Below are 18425 nucleotides of genomic sequence, written 5' to 3' on the forward strand. Positions count from 1 at the left end.
TATGACCACCAAGGAAATGGAATACGGTCAGGACGACAAAACCGTCATCCTCAACCGCAAAGGTGATGCCCCCGCGCACAGCCCGCTGACCGATTTTGCCGCACCACCGAAGTTCGAGCAGCTGGAAGAGCGGATGATTTACGCCGCGCGGCTGCGCCCGGCCGAGAGCTTCAACATCAGCCTCAATCCGCTGGTCGCAGCCGCCGCTACCTTGCTTTCAGAAGTGGTGCGCCTCAAGCACAGCTTCGACAGTGAAGACATGCACGCGCTCAACCAGCGTCTGGCTAGCGCCATCAAGTTGTTCGAGCACCGCGCCCTGCACGAAGGCGCGGAAAGCAGCCAGGTGATGGCCGCACGTTACGTGCTCTGCACAGTGGTCGATGAGGCCGTGGTGACCACGCCGTGGGGTAACGAGAGCGAATGGTCGCAGATGAGCCTGCTGTCGAGCTTCCACAACGAAACCTTCGGTGGCGAGAAGTTCTTCCAGCTGCTTGAGCGCTTGTCGCGCAATCCGGTTAAGCACCTACCGATGCTCGAGCTGATGTACCTGTGCCTATCGCTCGGCTTCGAAGGTAAGTACCGCGTGCTGCCACGCGGCATGCTTGAACTGGAAGCAGTACGCGACAGCCTCTATCGGCAGATTCGGCAGATGCGCGGTGACGTGCCGCGCGAAGTCTCGCCGCACTGGCAAGGCCTGAAAGACACCCGCCGGCGCCTGGTGCGCATCGTGCCGTGGTGGCTGGTGGCATTGTTCACAGTGGTTTGCCTGGTGGTGATGTATGGCGGTTTCGCCTGGGTATTGGGCGAGCAACGCGAAACGATTTTGCAGCCGTACGAGCAACTTGACCCGTCCGCGGGTGCATTCATGGATGAGACGAAATGAAGAGTTTCTTAAGCAAATTAGCCAATTTTTTCCGCAAGACCTGGGTCTGGAGCCTGTGCCTAGTATTAGTGCTGGCCCTGCTGGTGTGGTTCGTCGGCCCGCTGTTGGCCGTCAGTGATTACAAGTTCTGGGAATCGGCCACCAGTCGCTTACTGAGCATCAGCCTGCTGTTCCTGATCTGGGGCCTGGCCATGGTGTTCGCCAGCTGGAAGGCCACCGCTCGCAAAAAGGCTGAGGAAGATGATGCAGACGCCCAAGAGCGCCTGCGCCGTGAAGGCTTGATCAATGAAGAACAGGTCGAACTGCGCCACCGCTTCAAACAAGCGCTGCACACGCTAAAACGCTCCAGCCTGTACCGTGGCCGCAGCGAAAAATGGCGCAGTGAATTGCCCTGGTACATGCTGCTCGGCCCACAAGGCAGCGGTAAAACCAGCCTGCTGGACTTCTCCGGCCTGGACTTCCCGCTCAACCGTGGTGACCAGCAACGCCTGACCAAGGACGTATCCGGCACGCGCTACGCCGACTGGTACTTTGCCGACCACGCCGTGTTGATCGACACCGCCGGGCGTTACCTGACCCAGCCTGACGCGGCCATCGACGGGCGCGCCTGGGAAACCCTGCTCGGCCTGCTGCGCAAACGCCGCGCCCGCCCGCTCAATGGTGTGCTGGTAAATATCCCCGTCGAGTATCTGCAAGGCGGTAGCGAAGTCGAACTGGAAAACCTCGCGCGTCAGACCCGTCAGCGTTTGCAGGATATTCATCAGCGCCTTGGCGCCGACGTACCGGTATACCTGGTGCTGAGCAAAGCCGACAAGGTGCTGGGCTTCGATGAGTTCTTCGATCAGCTGTCCCGCGAAGAGAGCGATCAAGTGCTCGGCGCCAGTTTCCGTAAGGAGCAAAACGCCACTGATGTGCAGGTGATTCGCCAGGAATTCGAAGAGCTGCTGCGTCGCCTTAACAGCCAAGTCATCCTGCGCATGCACCAGGAGCGCGACACCCAGCGCCGTGGTCGTATTCTCGATTTCCCGCACCAACTCGGTCTGCTCGGCGAACGTCTGTGCCTGTTCAGCGAATTGGCCTTCAGCGGCAACCGCTATCAGCGCGCCAGCCAGTTGCGCGGTTTCTACCTGACCAGCGCGCCGGAACTGAATGACCAGCTCGACCCAAGCACCAGCAGCATTGGCCGTAACCTAGGCTTGGCCAGCAGCGCGCTGCCGACCTTCCGCACAGGCCGTGCGCGCTTTATCAATCACCTGCTCAACCGCGTGATCTTCCCCGAGTCAGACCTTGCCGGGCTGGATCAAAAAGAAGTGCGCCGTATCGATTGGGGCCAACGCGCCATGTACGCCACCGCACTGGTGGTGCTCGGTGTATTCGGCGTGGTCTGGGCAGGTGGCTTCTCCGGTAACCACGGCCGCCTGGAACAACTGCGTGACCTCGCTCAACAATTGACCCAACAGCACGGCAGCCTCAGCGCTCAGGATGATGCCCTGCGCACCCTCAAAGCGCTGGATCACAGCTATGCAGCCACCCAGGTATTCCCGCCAGTGGATGAGGTGTCCTACCTGCAACGCGGCGGTCTTTACCAAGGTGAGAAAGTCGACCCAACGCTGCAGAACGCCTATCGCGGCGAGCTGGAAAACCTGCTGCTAAGCCGTGTAGGCCGCCAGCTGGAAGCCCAAGTCCGCGCCAACCTGGGTGACCGTGAGCGCCTGCTCAACAGCCTGCGTGCCTACCTCATGCTCAACCTCGAAGAGCGCCGCGACAAAGCCTTCTTGCAAGAGTGGCTGGCAGCTGATTGGTCATTGCGTTATGCCGGCAACAGCGTCGGTCAGCGTGGCCTCAACGAGCATTTCGACCGTCTGCTGTCGGAGTCCTTTACGCCCTACTCGCTCAATGCGCCGCTGGTGGCCGAAGCGCGCAAGATCCTGCGCAGCGAATCGCTGGCCAACGTGGTTTATCGCATGCTCCGCGACCAGGCTCGCAGCCTGCCGGAATATCGCCTGAGCCAGAAACTCGGCCCACAAGCAGGGCTGTTCGCCGGCAGCGACTATGCCATTCCGGGCTTCTACACCCAGGTCGGTTACCAGAAAACCTTCACCGCCAAGGGTGCTGATCTGGTGCGCGAGCTGCTGCGTGATAACTGGGTTCTGGGCGAAGGCGACACCTTAAGCAGCAACGACCTCAGTCGCCTGCTGGTGGAGATGGAGCAGCTGTACTTCCGCGACTACGCCAATTACTGGGGCGAAGCCCTCGCCCAGCTGTCGCTGGACCCGATTGGTAGCGCCGGCCAGGGCGCTCTGCAACTGTCTGGCCTAACCGCCGCCAACTCGCCGTTGCTGCAACTGCTGGTAGAAGTGCGCGACAACACGCGCTTCAAAGGCATGGCCGAAGCAGCGGATGATGCCGGTGCCGCCGCGGATGCCTTGAAAGGCGCCAAAGGTAAGCTGGGCAAGGTTGCCAAACTGGCCAGCTCGGCCGCCGAACAAGCCCAAGCGGCCCTGGTGAAAAACCTGCCAGACACCGCGCGCAAAACCTTGGAACGCCGCTTCGAACCGCTGCACCGTTTGCTCGACGAAAACGGCGGTGCCGGGCCAGAACTGGCCACCACCCTGCAAGCTTTGGATGCGCTGCAACTGCAACTGGCTAGCCTGGCGCACGCCAGCGCACCGGAGCAGGCTGCATTCGAATTGGCCAAGGCACGCATGGGCGGCCAACGGGATGCCATCAACCAGGTGCGCAGCAGTGCCGCACGCCTGCCCCAGCCAATCGGCAACTGGCTCGGCCTGCTCGCCGAAGACAGCTGGATGCTGGTGCTCAACGACGCCTACCACTACCTCAACCAGCGCTATAAGAGCGAGCTGTACGCTGCTTATAAAGGCTCGTTGAAGCAGCGTTATCCGTTCAGCGCGCACAGCGAAAGTGACGTGGCGATTGCCGATTTCCGCGAGTTCTTTAAGGCTCAGGGGATTGCCGAGCGCTTCTTCGACAACTACCTGAAATCCTTCGTCAGCGGCACCGCCGGCCAGTACCAACTGCGCCGCGTGGATGGCCGTGGCCTGCCGTTGTCGCGTGAGTTTCTGCTACAGATGAGCCATGCGCAAACCATTCGCCGCAGCTTCTTCGCCGAGAACCCCAACGAGCCGAAAGTGCTGTTCAAGCTGGAGCCTTACTCGCTGGATTCAAGCCTGGGCCGCGCCGACTTCCGCTTTGGCGACCAGCAGATGGAATACCGCCACGGTCCCATCGTGCAAACCGCGTTCAGCTGGCCGGCCGAAGCCAATGAAGGGCGCACCAGCTTGGTGGTCGAAGAGCTCGGCGGGCGTAAAGTCGGTATCGAGAAGAACACCGGCCCGTGGTCGCTGTTCCGCCTGCTTGACCTGATGAGCGTGGATTACCACAGCGGTCGTGACGTGCTGATGCTCAAGGCCGACCTCGGTGGCCTGCGCGCCAACTACTTGCTGCACAGTCAGCGCTCGCCCAATCCGTTTGACCTAGACCAGCTGCGCAGCTTCAAACTGCCGGCCACGCTCTGATGCAAGCAGTTGCCAACCTCTGGCGTAGCGCGGCGCGTACCGACACCGGCAAGGTGCGGGCGCGCAACGAAGATGCCTTTCTCGCCCTACCGGAGCAGGGCCTGTGGGTGGTTGCCGACGGCATGGGTGGGCACCAAAACGGTGCCCTGGCCAGCCGCTTGATTGTCGAGCAGTTGGCCGAGCCCAGTGTGGGGGATTTACCGCAGCGTCTGGATGAGCTGCGCAAACGCCTGCACACGCTCAACCGCCGCCTCGGCCAAGAACTGACGGTCACTGCCGCCCACCCGGACCCGGTGATCGGCAGCACGGTGGTGGCACTGTTGATCGAGGGCGACCGCGCCGCCTGCGTGTGGGCCGGCGACAGCCGCTGCTACTTGTGGCGCGGCAGTCGCTTGTATCAGCTCAGCCGTGACCACTCGTTGCTGCAGCAGCTGATCGATGAACAGCAACTGAGCCCAAGCGAGGCCGCTCGTCATCCAGCGGCGCACGCCCTGACTCGCGCGATTGGCGCCAGCGACGAACTGAAGTTAGAAATTCTCGAACTCGACGTGCTGCCCGGCGATGCGTTTCTACTGTGCAGTGACGGTCTCTACCAAGGCATGTCTGCCGATGCGCTGGGTGCGGCACTCAATCTGCCGTCACCCCAGCTGACGCTGAATCGCTTGTTCCAGCAAGTGCTCGACGGCCCAGCGCGAGACAACCTGAGCGCGGTGGTGATCCGCCGATGAGGAGAACTCAAGGATGAGTGAGCGTCTACTCGATGAAGCCTCGCTGGCCAGCACCCCAGCCAGCGACCTGACCTATTTCGCCTTGGCCGCGACTGCCGCCAAACCGGCTGCGCAAGCACCACGCGAAGTACTCAGCGAGTTGCCGGAAGTACTCGGCGGCCGTTACAAAATCGAGCGCCTGCTCGGCGTCGGCGGCATGGGCGCGGTGTATCGCGCCCGCGACCTGCTGCGTGAGCAGTTCGGCGACCCTGATCCTTACGTAGCGGTGAAAACCCTCAGCGATGACTTCGCCGAATACCCGGACGCCAACTCGTTGCTGTACAGCGAGTTCGCCCTTACCGCACGGCTCAATCATCCGCATGTGGTGCGCCTGTTTGGTTTTGAGGTGGATGTGCCGAGCCAGCGCGCCTTCCTCACTCTGGAGCTGCTCAAGGGTCTGACACTTGATCAACTGCTGAGTGAGCGGCCCGACGGCCTGCCCTGGAGTGAGCTGCAGGAAATCGCCATCGCCCTGCTCGATGCCCTCAGCTATTCACACAGCCTCGGCGTGCTGCATGGCGACTTGAAACCCAGCAATGTGATGCTTGCCGAAGACGGCCTGCGCCTGTTCGATTATGGTCTCGGTCAGCCCGTGGAAGGTCTGCTGCCCGGCCTGCCACGCTTGTGTCGTAACCGCTTTACCGCCTGGACGCCACGCTACGCCGCGCTGGAATTGCTCGATGGTGCACCGCTCACCGCCGCCGCCGATGTCTATGCCCTGGCGTGTGTGCTGTATGAGCTGGCCAGCGGGCGCCATCCGTTCCGTCGCCAGAGCGCCAAACAGGCCAAGGTCATGGAGTTGGATAAGCAACTGCAACGTCCCGAGCAGTTACCGGCGCATTGTTGGCCGGCGCTGCATACCGCACTGGCCTTCGATGAAGCACAGCGCAGCATCACCAGCGCACAGTTGCTTGAAGTCTTTCGCCAGCCGCTACCCAGCCGCTGGCCACGCTGGTTGAAACGCAGCGGATAGTCATGCCGTACAGGCGTTGTGTGACACCAATGGATGATCTTTTTACAAGGAAGCGACGATGTTCAACCCGGCCAATGAAACTCACTTCAGCCTCACCATCGAGGGCCTTGAGCACGACCTGCAAGTGCTTGAGTTCAACGGCCGCGAAGCCATCAGCCAGCCCTATCGCTTCGAGGTTGAGCTGATCAGCGAGCAGCCTGAGCTTGATCTGCAAAGTCTGCTGCATCAGCCGGCCTTTCTCGCCTTTAGCCCAGATGGGCTGGGTATTCACGGCCTGATCTATCAGGTCGCCCAAGGCGAGGCCGGCAAACGCCTGACCCGCTACACGCTGAGCATCGTGCCGCAGCTGAGTTATCTGGCGCTGCGCACCAACCAACGCATCTTCCAGCATCTGACGGTGCCGCAGATTGTCGCGCAGGTGCTGCAAGAGCACGGCATTCAGGCCAACGCTTACCAATTCCAGCTCGGCCCGACTGTCTACCCGGAACGCGATTACTGCGTACAGTACGACGAGAGCGACCTGCACTTCGTCCAGCGCCTATGCGAGGAGGAAGGTATTCACTACCACTTCCAGCACAGCACACAGGGCCATGTACTGGTCTTCGGTGACGACCAAAGCGCCTTCGGCAAACTCGGCCAGCCCACCGCCTACCTGCAAGACAACGGCATGACCGCCGATGAGCCGGTGATCAAACGCTTCGCCGTACGCCTGGAAACCCGCACCAGCCGCACCACCCGCCGCGATTACGACTTCGAGCAGCCGCGTTTGCTGATGGAGGCGGCATTCAAGCAAGAGCGCGACCCCGAGGCCAAACCGTTGCCGGACCTGGAGGACTACGACTACCCCGGCAGGTTCGTCGACCGTACGCGCGGCAAGCATCTCAGCCAACGCAACCTGGAGCGTCACCGCGCCGACTACCGCCTGGCCGAAGGCCGGGGCGATCAGCCCAAACTGGTCAGCGGACACTTTCTCGAACTCTCCGACCACCCGCGTGGCGACTACAACGACCTCTGGCTGCTGCACGAGATTACTCACCAGGGCAAACAGCCACAGGTGCTGGAAGAATCGGTCACCAGCCACACGGATGTCAGCGACGGCTTCACCCAGGGCTACCGCAACCACTTCACTGCCACACCCTGGGACGTGCCTTTCCGCCCGCCTCTGGCGCACCCAAAGCCGCGCGTATTGGGCAGCCAGACCGCCGTAGTCACCGGCCCCGCCGGTGAGGAAATCCATTGCGACGAATACGGCCGGATCAAGGTGCAGTTCTTCTGGGACCGTGAAGGCCAGGCCGATGACACCACCAGCTGCTGGCTGCGTGTGGCCTCCAGTTGGGCCGGCGATGCGTACGGCGGTATCGCCATTCCGCGTATTGGCATGGAAGTGCTGGTGACCTTCCTTGAAGGCGACCCCGATCAGCCGCTGGTTACCGGCTGCCTGTATCACGCCGAACACGTGGTGCCCTACGACCTGCCCGCGAACAAAACCCGCACCGTGTTCAAAACCCTCAGCACACCGGGCGGTAGTGGTTACAACGAGCTGCGTATTGAAGATAAAAAAGGTGCCGAACAGATCTACCTGCACGCCCAACGCGACTGGGATGAAAACATCGAGCACGACCAGAAGATCCGCGTCGGCAACGAACGCCACGATACGGTCGAAGCCAACAGCTACACCGAGCTCAAAGCCGAAGAAAACCTCACGGTGAAAACCGAGCGCAAAGTCGAGGTCAAACCCGACGACCACCTCACCATCGGGCAAAACCAGCACATCAAACTCGGTACTGCGCAACTGACCAAAGCCGGCCGCGAAATCCACCTCAAAGCCGGGCAAAAGATGGTCATCGAAGCCGGCGTCGAGTTAACGATCAAAGCCGGCGGCAGCTTTATCAAACTAGATCCCGGCGGCATCACCCTGGTTGGCCCCATGGTCAAAGTCAACGCCGGCGGCGCACCGGGCAAAGGCTCAGGCATCAAGATCAAACCACCGGTGCTGCCCGGTGCGGCGGATAGTGATAAGGCGGGGAATTTGTTGGATGAGGCGCTGGTAGGCGGCCTGCTCAACCCCAAAAAGAAAGTAAAAAGAACCATGAATTTTTCAGGCTGAGGTAAACAGTGAACGTCATGACCAAAACTAGTACGCCTGGGAGTCGATATATCGCCGGCCAGGTAATCGTATTTCTCCTTTTCTCTGGCTACTTAGCTGGTTGTACGGCCTTTGAGCTTGAACCCATTACCTATCAGGAAGCCGTCACCCAATATCAGGAGGGGGGCGGTATCGAAAATTACCGCTGCGCACTGGTTCCGGCCGATGAGCAATACCAGGCCCTAGACGATTCCCAACCAATCGCCGTTGAAATCGATGAGGTTTTGTTCGTCAAGATCGATGGATTTGTCCATGAACTGCAGCAACACAAGATCGATGAGACGCTCACCGCCTATGCCTTCGAAGACATGAGCGCCACCCTCACTACGGTCAGCCAGTTCAATCAGTCCGAATACAACGAGTCGGATGATCGGCACGTTGACCTTACCTTCGAATCTGCCGGCCAGACGGCCACCTACAAAACCTTCGGGGCGGCCTGCGGCCTCTGACCGTTAAAGACGATTACAACTTCTTCATAGGACAAGTCATGACAGGGCGTCGCTTCAAAATCGTTGAAAGTGTGGGTAGCCGTCTTGAGGACGTGAACCGTTACGAGGACCTCGCCAAGCACCACCCCTCCTCGGGACGTGAGCCGAACCGGGACTACGAGACCATCAATGGTCAACTCGAAGAAGTCCGTCATATCGGTGGTCGCACGCTAATCAAGAAGGACTTCGTGCTGCTTGTCGGGGGCAGCAACCGATCCATCCCGGTTCCAAGCCCGCTGGCCGGCTATGCCAAGACCAGCCGTTCCTACGGCACGCTGAAGATCTATGATGCCCCAACTAATGGCCAACTGATCGGGCAGATTCTGCACCTTCACCCCACCTTCAAGGTCAACGACGGCGACGCCATCACCTACGGCCAGCACATTGGCCTTCAGGCTGGAACGGACAGAGCTGGTGCGCAAGGCTACGCCATCCACGTTCACGCCGAGCTCGAAGAAGGAGACTTCAAACGCTATATCTCGGATATGGTGAGCGGCACCCTGAACCCGGACGAGGCAAAGCCAACCGTTGCTGATGGCAGTAAAGGCGCTGTTACGGGGGATTGGTGTTACCCCTACTCGCCGATGGCGGGCAACTCGCTGCAACACCTGACCGCATTGAGCAAAGCCAAGGGCGGCTTTTATCCGATTGGTGGAAATGGCTTGTGGCATGGCGGCATTCACTTGGACAAGGGCACATCAGACGCATTCGACCAGAGTCGTATCAACTGCATAACCCACGGCGAGGTGGTCGCTTACCGTGTAGACGAGGAATACCCTGTCAGCACTTATAACGGCACACCGCCGTTTCAGATGCGCGCACCGTTTTCCACAGGTTTCGTTCTGGTTAAGCACACACTCCAAGCCAAGGCACCTACCACCGAGGACGCATCAAAACCCAAGCCACCCGCGTTGACGGTCTACAGCCTGTACATGCACCTCAAATGCTGGAAAGACTATCTCCAGGACGAAAAGCTGGAACGCCCGGCGTTCTGGGGCGCCGGTCTGTACACCGTCAATACCCGCAGCAACGAACTCAACGTTCGGGGTGAGGCCAGAAGCAACGCAGCAATCGTGGGTAAACTCACCAAAGGCGCCCAGATTCGTGCCTCGGGTGAAGGTGCATTCCTCAAGCTCGAAGAGATCATCAGCGGCAACACCGAGCCGGTATTGACGCCAAATGAAGCCGGAACACTGCCAGGCTATGTCTCTTCATCCTTTTTGACGCCCAAGGCACAACCCAAAGCCATGGGCTCCGTCGTGTTGTTGGACCCGCCAGTGCCAATCAAGGCTGGCGATCTGATTGGGCATGTAGGCAAATACCAGAATCAGAGCGACGGTTCGCCTCAGGATCTGTTGCACCTTGAAGTCTTCAGTTGTGATGACGTCCCTGCGTTCATCTGCCAAAGCCGTACATGGGCACAAAACCTGCCGAATGAAGAAAAGACCTTGCTAAAGGTCCATGCAGGAGCCAGCAAACTGATCCCTCATCGCGAAGACATCAAGAGCAGCAATCCGCCGAATCTGAGCGATGCAGGCGCCGAAATCGGTGTCGATCTGATCCTCCCTCAGAACCTGCTGGATGCATTACCGGCGGAGGCAAAGATCAAGGTAGCGGCCAGTAACACGGCAACCGGCTGCACCCCTGAAACCAATTGGTGGCGACTCGATAATCTTCTGGCCGACAAGGATGCTCAGCCCATCAACGGCTGGCTGGCAGAACAGGACCTCATTACAACCCGCCACAGTCCATGGGAATGGGAAGGCTTCGATTATCTCGAAGATACCGACACACCCCGCTCGGGGCTGGCCTATTACCTCAACACCACCCGCCGTTTGTCTGACGATGAAAAGGCCAGTTACCAAGGTGCGATCGACCAGTCCGACAAAGGTCCTGTACGTACCCGTCTCTACGACATCATCGACAGCAACCGCGACGGAAAGATGACTTCAAAAGAGATCCAGGCTGCGCTGGAAAAGCCTTGGCACGCTCAATCAATCTCGCAGCTCGTCACCAAACATGAGAGCGAGTGGTTCTGGGATGCAGCGCGCTGGGACGAACTTGATGACCTGATGGGGCATAGCGCCGATGACCCCAATCAGGATTGGATCGAAGAAAAGAACCGTATCAAGGCGTTGAGCTGGTGGAGTGATGTGGCAGGTAATCTGAAGCTTGATGCGACGGGCAAGGCTTGGCACTTCCAGCCGATAAATTTGGTAATCATGCAGAATCATTCGGCTGCACCGGCTTCCGAGCTGATCAGTGCGGAAAACATGCAGAAGATATTCCCGTCATCACAAGAAGCCGCACGAGAAGAAGTCAGAACACTGTTCAATAAGTATGCGGGTTCATTTGAAATCAATACGCCGGAACGAATTTCTCAGTTCTTTGCACAAGTGAAAGCAGAAGTAGGCGATGCGCTTGTAGGTAAAGAAGAAAGTCTGTGGTATTCGACAACAGCGCTTCGCAGCACGTTCGCCAGGTATTTCAGCCATTACCCTCAGGAAGCTGAAGAGTTAGGGTATAAACGAATATCAAAGCAGCAGTACAACAGTCTTCCTGCCAGCGCAAAAAGCGCTTATACGGTTAAAACCGAATATGCCTATTCCCAACTGCCGCAAGAAGATGAAATCGCCAAGCGCATTTACTGCTGCAGCGTACCTGGGCAGAACTTCCACCTAACCCCGGGTGGGTGTGCGGAAGGGCTGTCTTACAAAGGAAAAGGCTTCATTCAGCTCACGTGGAAAGAAAACTACAAAGCGGTTGAAACTCTGCTGAAAGCCGAGATACCAAACGAAAATATCAATATCGTCTCCAATCCTGATCAAGTGCTGGAAACCAAATATGGCCTGCTGACTGCCTTGGGGTTTTGGGAATGGCAAAAATTGAACGCAAAATCTGGCCCCAGCACTACTAATACAGATCAAATCACCAAGATCGTGAACCTTCACACCAAGAGCTATGACAAGCGTAAAGAGAACTTTGAATTCATATACGGGATACTGAAAAATGCACAATAAATTCAGCATGCTGCATTTTCCACTCGCCTCGACCCTAATGCTGGCCAGCGTTATTGCGAACGCCGAAACGATACGACCTGAAGGCCTGTCCTCACTACAAGAACTACGCCTTATAGACAGCAATGACGCACGCTCCCAGCGCCTGCTTATCACTGACCGCAACGGCACCACAGTTGTTAATTCGGATAAAGCCCTGCCCCGCATCAAAAATGATTATTCGCCCGATAGCTACGACGGTTACATGGCAGATCTGATCGCTGAACGTCAGGGAAAAGTATCGGTTACCGATCTTCAAGGTGAACGCTACACCCTGCTCTCACCCGCGGCCCAAGCGGGGGATTATCTGGTTCTCACCACCAGGGAGGACGGGAATGGCGCCTACAATTTTAACCTGAAATTCAGGTACGACAGTGCTGCAAAGTCCTTAGACCTGACACAGATTTTGTTGAATGAAAACAACACCGAGTGCGAGCACTCGCTGCTCAGCACGTACGTCATCGACAAGCAACATCTTGTCTTCACGTCGATAGCCGACTTCGACGGTAGCCGTGCATTCGGCAAGCTGAAAGATCTGCGCTTTGAACATCAAACATCAGGGGCTGCGTCAGAAAAATTGATGCTGCAGACAGAGTCCGACAATTTCAACGCTGCGCTGCAAGCTTACAAAGCAGGCGACCGTAAAGAGTTGAAAACTCTTGTCAGTTATTTCATTGCCGGAGAGGGTGATTACGCATGCGAATCTGGGAAGTACATCGTTGAAAAATACTACTTCCCTAAAAAAGTCAGCTGGTCCAACGACCTTGGCTTTCTGTTCGAGCAGGCGGGGTATTACCAGGAAGCTGTAGAGCTTCTGAAGCACATTACGCTGAAGCACCCGGACAGAGTGGTCGCTTACTTGAATCTGGCGGATGCTTATTGGGGACTGGGAAAGAAAGAACTCGCTCAAAAAGCGTACAACCGGTACCACGAAAATATGATCGAGGCCGGTAAGCAGAGGAGAATTCCGGAGCGCGTTCAATCGAGAAAATGACACGTATTAACTTAACGCCAGCCTGAACGACTGGTTGTATGAGTGATAAGTAACCTCTTGAGCCTACTTAGCCAATATTTCTACAGGAAAGGTGGCCTGTCTATTTACTGATGCTCTAATCATCAAATCTTGATTGCGGAAACGCACAGAAGTTATGGGCCACACTCAGAGAAACATCACACTAAAAGAAACTATCGCGCCATGAAACACAGGCTATCCGCCACACTACTGATATCACTTGCGCTAGCTAGTTCCATACATGCGCAAACGTACATCGCCGCAGCCAATAGGGCTGAAATCACTGAGACCTACCGAGCGGATATGAGCACCGGCCAGTTGACGATCATCTGGGGAAAAGAAACCAAGGTATTCGCAAACATCGTTGGTTACTCAGGCCAGAGTTCCAGAACCCTTGTCTCGTTTAACGGTGCTCCCGCACTGACCTACGAAAACACCGCATCGAGCACGTCTTTCGAGGTGTTTTATACCCTCTCGCTCAAAGACAAAGTCCCGGTCATAGATTGTGTGTACGGCAATATCCGCAATGCGCAGAACGGCGTATCCATCCGCAAGGCTGTGTGCAATCTGAATACGCCACTGTCGAGCGAGTACCAGGACCTGATTTTCACCTACTCGGACAAGTGGCTCGACACCTCTCACGCGGTGTCTTTGCAGTCAGTGATGGCTGAGCCTTCCCAGCCAGCCGACGCGCCCCTTGGCCGCCTGGGCGAGGTTGATGTGGCGTTGCGATATAGCACGGGCGACGAGCTGATGTCGGCAGCCCCGAAGACCATCGCGTCGGTGGGGGAGAGAACCCATGAGGTGAGCAGCAGTAACTCTTACTTCGTGTATGACGCTAATGGCATCACTCCGCTGGCGCTGGATGTGGAGACGGACCCCACCTCGCATACGCTGAAACGCCTGACATCGACAGAGCTGCTACGCGCCATCGAGGCCAACTGAAACGAGTATCAGCTGAAGCGCAAGATGTGTCGGAAGACGCCGGGAAATGACCGTTTAAAGATCACTAAACAATGCGGTCAGTGTCATTGATACTTGGAAAACTCCCGCCCTTTTTGCTCTCGGCACTACATATTCCAGCTCTTTAACAACTAACCCACAACGCACTTGGCGTCATATGACGCCAAGTGCTAAGCCATCAGCCAGCCCTACCGCTTCGAGGTTGAGCTGATCAGCGAGCAACCTGATCTCGACCTGCAAAGCCTGCTGCATCAGCCGGTCTTTCTCGCCTTTAGCCCGAACGGGTTGGGCATTCATGGCCTGATCTATCAAGTCGCCCAGGGCGAAGCCGGCAAGCGCCTGACCCGCTACACGCTGAGCATCGTGCCGCAGCTGAGTTATCTGGCGCTGCGCACCAACCAACGGATTTTCCAGCATCTGACGGTGCCGCAGATCGTCGCGCAGGTGCTGCAGGAGCGCGGTGTTCAGGCCAACGCCTATCAATTCCGGCTCGGCCCAACTGTCTACCCGGAGCGCGATTACTGCGTGCAGTACGACGAGAGCGACCTGCACTTCGTCCAGCGCCTATGCGAGGAGGAAGGTATTCACTATCACTTCCAGCACAGCACCCAGGGCCATGTGCTGGTCTTCGGTGACGACCAAAGCGCCTTCGGCGAACTCGGCCAGCCCACCGCTGACCTGCAAGACAATGGCATGACCGCCGATGAGCCGGTGATCAAACGCTTCGCCGTGCGCCTGGAAACCCTTACCAGCCGCACCACCCGCCGCGATTACGACTTCGAGCAGCCGCGTTTGCTGATGGAGGCGGCATTCAAGCAAGAGCGCGACCTCGAGGCAAAGCCACTGCCGGACCTCGAAGACTACGACTACCCCGGCCGGTTCGTCGACCGTACGCGCGGCAAGCACCTCAGCCAGCGCAACCTCGAACGTCACCGCGCCGACTACCGCTTGGCAGAAGGCCGGGGCGATCAGCCAAAACTCGTCAGCGGCCATTTTCTCGAACTCTCCGACCACCCGCGTGGCGACTACAACGACCTCTGGCTGCTGCACGAAGTCATCCACCAGGGCAAACAGCCACAGGTGTTGGAAGAGTCGGTCACCAGCCACACGGATGTCAGCGACGGCTTCACCCAGGGCTACCGCAACCACTTCAGTGCAACGCCTTGGGGGCGCCCTACAAGCCACCACTGAATCACCCTAAACCAAGGACGCATGGAGCAACCATAGTGGGCATCCGGCTGATATTTGCGAACAAGACAAGGTGGCGCTGCTCTAGATATTCCTTGGGCTTGTCTAGCAGGGCGGCGTCGACCAGTTTGGCATCCCTGGCCAACCCCCTGAGTTCAACTGTCTAGCGCACTGGCCGGGCCAAAGAACTCGTAATGGCTCTGCGCGACCGGTACACCCAGACGCTGCAAATGCAGTTTGACCTGCGCCATAAACGGCTTGGGGCCAAGGAAGTAGGCATCCAGGTCGCGCTGCTGCGGCAACCACTCGCTCAATTGTTGCTGGGTGAGAAAGCCTTCGGCATCGCCCACATCACCGTCGCGCGGCTCGCTGTAACAGACGTAATGACGCACCTGCGGACGCTCGCTGCGCTGCGCCTCGACCCAGTCACGGAAGGCATGCACACCGGCATGGCGCGCGCAGTGGATAAAGTGGATATCACGGCCGCTGTCACGCGCCGCTTCAAGCATGCTCAACGCCGGTGTAATACCAACACCCGCACTGATCAGCACCAGCGGCTTGGTCGATTCGCGCAGAACGAAATCGCCGGCCGGGGCGAACAGCTGCAGGCTATCGCCGACTTGCAGCTGGTCATGCAGGTAGTTGGACACCTTGCCGCCAGCCTCGCGCTTGACGCTGATGCGGTACTCGCGGCCATTACTCAGGGCCGACAGCGAATAGTTGCGGCGCTGCTCGGCGCCCTCCAGCAGCAGGCGCAGGCCGATGTACTGGCCCGGCTGGAAGTCCGCCACGGTGCCGCCGTCGGCCGGGGCCAGGTATAGCGAGACGATCTCCTCGCTCTCCACCACCTTACGGCTCAAACGGAATTCGCGCGCCCCGCGCCAGCCACCCTCGGCACTGGCATTCGCGGCATAGGCAGCTTCTTCGGCGCCAATGAGGATGTCGGCAAGCTGGCCATAGGCTGCGGCCCAGGCATCGATTACCGCATCGGTGGCGATCTCAGCACCCAGCACTTCACGAATCGCGCGTAACAGGCAGCTGCCGACAATCGGGTAATGCTCGGGCAGGATTTGCAGCGATACGTGCTTGTTAACGATTTGCCCAACCAGCGGGCCGAGTGCCTCCAGCTTGTCGATGTGCCGCGCATACATCAGCACCGCATTGGCCAGCGCCCGCTGCTGCCCGCCACTGGCCTGGTGCGCCTGGTTAAACAGCGCACGCACCTCGGGGTACTCGCCGAGCATCAGTTCATAGAAATGCCGCGTCAGCGCTTCACCGCCAGTTTCCAGCAGCGGGACGGTGGCTTTAATCAGGGCGGTTTGCTCAGGGGTCAACATGCAGGCTTCCTCATCGGGGCGACACACTGCACTTGCGCAGCGGTTCGGTTCATATCACCCTGACTATTACAGGAAGCATGCCAATATTTTTATTGTTTAAATTCAATTACTTATAAATATATGTGTCTTTATGACAGCAATTATTTTGAGTCTTAATGACCTCTAGCGTGTCCTTATGACAGCAAACCCACTGCTCACCGCCCTGATCCCCCTGGTCGCTGACCTGTCCCGCGAACTGCCCGAGGCCGAGCGCTATCGCCGCCTGCTGCAAGCGCTCAGGCAATTGCTGCCCTGCGACGCCGTGGCCCTGCTCAAGCTCGACGGTGAGGTATTGATCCCGCTGGCGGTCGAGGGCCTGAGTGCAGATACCCTCGGCAGGCGTTTCAAGCTCAGCGAACAGCCACGCCTGCAAGCGCTGCTCGCGCAACGCGGGCCACTGCGTTTTGCCACCGACTGCGGCATGCCAGACCCGTATGACGGCCTGGTCGACGGTCATCGCGGCCACCTGCCCGTGCATGACTGCCTCGGCTGCCCGCTCTATGTACAAGATCAGCCCTGGGGCTTGCTGACCCTCGACTCGCTCGACCCCGCCAGTTTTGGCCGGGTGGACCTGGACAACCTGCAGGCCTTCGCCAGCCTCGCGGCCGCCACGGTGATGGCCAGCGAGCGAATCAACGCCCTGCTACAACGCGCCGAAGACCAGCACCAATTGGCTGAGGCCTATAAGCAGGCAGCGATTCAACAGCGCCCGCGTGAACTGATCGGCCAGAGCGCGGTGCACAAACAGCTGCAGCAGGAAATCGCCCTGGTCGGCAACAGCGAGCTGAACGTGCTGATCAGTGGCGAAACCGGGGTCGGCAAAGAGCTGGTGGCCGAAGCCCTGCACGCCGCCTCGCCGCGCGCCAATCGGCCCATGATCAGCCTGAACTGCGCGGCGCTGCCGGATAACCTGGTGGAAAGCGAACTGTTTGGCCATGTACGCGGCGCCTTCACCGGGGCGCACAACGAACGCCGCGGCAAGTTCGAACTGGCCGATGACGGCAGCCTGTTTCTCGATGAAATCGGCGAACTGCCGCTGCCCGCTCAGGCTAAGCTGTTGCGCGTACTGCAAAGTGGCCAGCTGCAACGCGTGGGTGCCGACCAGGAGCAGCGGGTCAACGTACGGGTACTGGCCGCCAGCAACCGTGACCTGGCCGAAGAAGTGCGCGCCGGACGCTTTCGCGCCGACCTCTACCATCGCCTAAGTGTTTACCCGCTCAAGGTGCCTGCCCTGCGCGAACGCGGGCGTGATGTGTTGCTATTGGCTGGCTACTTTCTTGAGGAAAACCGAGCCCGCTTGGGACTGCGCAGCGTGCGCCTGACCCAAGCCGCACAAGCCAGCCTGCTGAGCTACGCCTGGCCAGGTAATGTGCGCGAACTGGAGCACCTGATCGGCCGCGCTGCGCTCAAGGCACTCGCCGGGTGCAGCGAACGCCCACGCATTCTCAGCATCGACAGCGTCCACCTCGACCTGCCAGAGCAACACCCTGACATGCCTCTCGCCTCATCCAGCAGCCAAGCAGTAACACCTAACAACCTGCCGCTGCGCGAGGCCGTCGACGCCTACCAGAAACAGCTGATCAGCCAGACCCTCAACCGCCATCAGCACAAATGGGCAGCCGCCGCACGCGAACTGGGCCTCGACCGCGCTAACCTGATCCGCTTGGCCAAACGTCTGGGCCTTAATTAATCCGCAGTAGCGTTAGGGTCTAACGAAAAAGCCCCGGATTTTCATCCAGGGCTTTTGCTTTGAAAGTGGTGCACCAGACGGGATTCGAACCCATGACCACTGCCTTCGGAGGGCAGTACTCTATCCAGCTGAGCTACTGGTGCAACGCGGCGCAATCATACGCATCTCGCTGGCGGGCGTCCATGCCGCTACTTTGTTCGTGATTCTGCACGCAGAGCACCGTCTAGCCACCAATCCTCTTGGGCAGCAAATAAGCGCCTGCATCGTTAATTTTTTCGAACAGACTATTGCCCTTTACCCCTCCTGACCCTAGCATTCGTTTGAGATTTCAAACGCTCTTGCTGAAA

Annotated in this window: 11 protein-coding genes, 1 tRNA gene and 1 pseudogene; 11 read left to right on the forward strand and 2 right to left on the reverse strand. The window is 58.5% G+C overall.

The genetic code is table 11. From position 1 onward, the window contains the following. Position 1: 1 nt before the first annotated feature. From icmH to tssI, 10 genes and pseudogenes are all read left to right on the forward strand, one after another. Positions 2 to 883, forward strand: a complete 882-nt coding sequence (icmH, locus tag BMZ32_RS07020) for a type IVB secretion system protein IcmH/DotU (protein ID WP_090240819.1) — start codon at positions 2 to 4, stop codon at positions 881 to 883. After that, on the forward strand, positions 880 to 4419 hold the full coding sequence (gene tssM, locus BMZ32_RS07025; protein WP_090240821.1) for a type VI secretion system membrane subunit TssM: 3540 nt from the start codon (positions 880 to 882) through the stop codon (positions 4417 to 4419). The genes icmH and tssM overlap by 4 nt, the downstream gene beginning before the upstream one ends. Further along, positions 4419 to 5147, forward strand: coding sequence for a PP2C family protein-serine/threonine phosphatase (locus BMZ32_RS07030; RefSeq protein ID WP_090240823.1), 729 nt, complete (start codon positions 4419 to 4421; stop codon positions 5145 to 5147). The genes tssM and BMZ32_RS07030 overlap by 1 nt, the downstream gene beginning before the upstream one ends. A 13-nt stretch (positions 5148 to 5160) precedes the next feature. Further along, positions 5161 to 6159, forward strand: coding sequence for a serine/threonine-protein kinase (locus tag BMZ32_RS07035; RefSeq protein ID WP_208598682.1), 999 nt, complete (start codon positions 5161 to 5163; stop codon positions 6157 to 6159). 58 nt (positions 6160 to 6217) lie between these two features. Further along, the gene (locus BMZ32_RS07040) at positions 6218 to 8266 is read left to right on the forward strand and encodes a type VI secretion system Vgr family protein (protein ID WP_090240825.1); all 2049 of its coding nucleotides are present in this window, start codon (positions 6218 to 6220) and stop codon (positions 8264 to 8266) included. A 17-nt stretch (positions 8267 to 8283) separates the two neighbouring features. Further along, entirely contained in the window at positions 8284 to 8754 is a 471-nt protein-coding gene (locus tag BMZ32_RS07045) for a hypothetical protein (RefSeq protein WP_090240827.1), read from the forward strand. 38 nt (positions 8755 to 8792) lie between these two features. Continuing rightward, positions 8793 to 11813 (forward strand): hypothetical protein, encoded by a 3021-nt coding sequence (locus BMZ32_RS07050; protein WP_244153924.1) that lies wholly within the window; start codon positions 8793 to 8795, stop codon positions 11811 to 11813. Beyond that, positions 11803 to 12843, forward strand: a complete 1041-nt coding sequence (locus BMZ32_RS07055; protein ID WP_090240829.1) for a tetratricopeptide repeat protein — start codon at positions 11803 to 11805, stop codon at positions 12841 to 12843. The genes BMZ32_RS07050 and BMZ32_RS07055 overlap by 11 nt, the downstream gene beginning before the upstream one ends. 321 nt (positions 12844 to 13164) lie before the next feature. Then, positions 13165 to 13806: a hypothetical protein gene (locus BMZ32_RS07060; protein WP_244153925.1), complete on the forward strand. Its 642-nt coding sequence runs from the start codon at positions 13165 to 13167 to the stop codon at positions 13804 to 13806. A gap of 192 nt (positions 13807 to 13998) precedes the next feature. Then, positions 13999 to 15044, forward strand: a pseudogene (gene tssI, locus BMZ32_RS07065) (type VI secretion system tip protein TssI/VgrG); the annotation flags it as partial. A gap of 123 nt (positions 15045 to 15167) precedes the next feature. On the opposite strand, the gene hmpA reads toward tssI, so the two are convergent. Further along, entirely contained in the window at positions 15168 to 16349 is a 1182-nt protein-coding gene (gene hmpA, locus BMZ32_RS07070) for an NO-inducible flavohemoprotein (RefSeq protein WP_090240833.1), read from the reverse strand. A gap of 175 nt (positions 16350 to 16524) precedes the next feature. Here hmpA and norR point away from each other — a divergent pair, with 175 nt between their 5' ends. Continuing rightward, the gene (gene norR, locus BMZ32_RS07075; RefSeq protein ID WP_090240835.1) at positions 16525 to 18078 is read left to right on the forward strand and encodes a nitric oxide reductase transcriptional regulator NorR; all 1554 of its coding nucleotides are present in this window, start codon (positions 16525 to 16527) and stop codon (positions 18076 to 18078) included. Positions 18079 to 18144: 66 nt separating this feature from the next. Here norR and BMZ32_RS07080 read toward each other — a convergent pair. Continuing rightward, positions 18145 to 18221, reverse strand: a tRNA-Arg gene (locus tag BMZ32_RS07080). Between the last annotated feature and the right edge of the window lie 204 nt (positions 18222 to 18425).

Origin of the sequence: Pseudomonas guineae (assembly GCF_900113745.1) — a bacterium.
Classification (GTDB): domain Bacteria; phylum Pseudomonadota; class Gammaproteobacteria; order Pseudomonadales; family Pseudomonadaceae; genus Aquipseudomonas; species Aquipseudomonas guineae.

Excerpts from the sequence above, each read along its gene's own strand:
- BMZ32_RS07060 (WP_244153925.1), top strand. The coding sequence starts at position 13,165 with ATGAGCACCGGCCAGTTGACGATCATCTGGGGAAAAGAAACCAAGGTA.
- BMZ32_RS07045 (WP_090240827.1), top strand. The coding sequence starts at position 8,284 with ATGACCAAAACTAGTACGCCTGGGAGTCGATATATCGCCGGCCAGGTA.
- tssM (WP_090240821.1), top strand. The coding sequence starts at position 880 with ATGAAGAGTTTCTTAAGCAAATTAGCCAATTTTTTCCGCAAGACCTGG.
- BMZ32_RS07050 (WP_244153924.1), top strand. The coding sequence starts at position 8,793 with ATGACAGGGCGTCGCTTCAAAATCGTTGAAAGTGTGGGTAGCCGTCTT.
- norR (WP_090240835.1), top strand. The coding sequence starts at position 16,525 with ATGACAGCAAACCCACTGCTCACCGCCCTGATCCCCCTGGTCGCTGAC.
- icmH (WP_090240819.1), top strand. The coding sequence starts at position 2 with ATGACCACCAAGGAAATGGAATACGGTCAGGACGACAAAACCGTCATC.
- BMZ32_RS07055 (WP_090240829.1), top strand. The coding sequence starts at position 11,803 with ATGCACAATAAATTCAGCATGCTGCATTTTCCACTCGCCTCGACCCTA.
- hmpA (WP_090240833.1), bottom strand. The coding sequence starts at position 16,349 with ATGTTGACCCCTGAGCAAACCGCCCTGATTAAAGCCACCGTCCCGCTG.
- BMZ32_RS07035 (WP_208598682.1), top strand. The coding sequence starts at position 5,161 with ATGAGTGAGCGTCTACTCGATGAAGCCTCGCTGGCCAGCACCCCAGCC.
- BMZ32_RS07030 (WP_090240823.1), top strand. The coding sequence starts at position 4,419 with ATGCAAGCAGTTGCCAACCTCTGGCGTAGCGCGGCGCGTACCGACACC.
- BMZ32_RS07040 (WP_090240825.1), top strand. The coding sequence starts at position 6,218 with ATGTTCAACCCGGCCAATGAAACTCACTTCAGCCTCACCATCGAGGGC.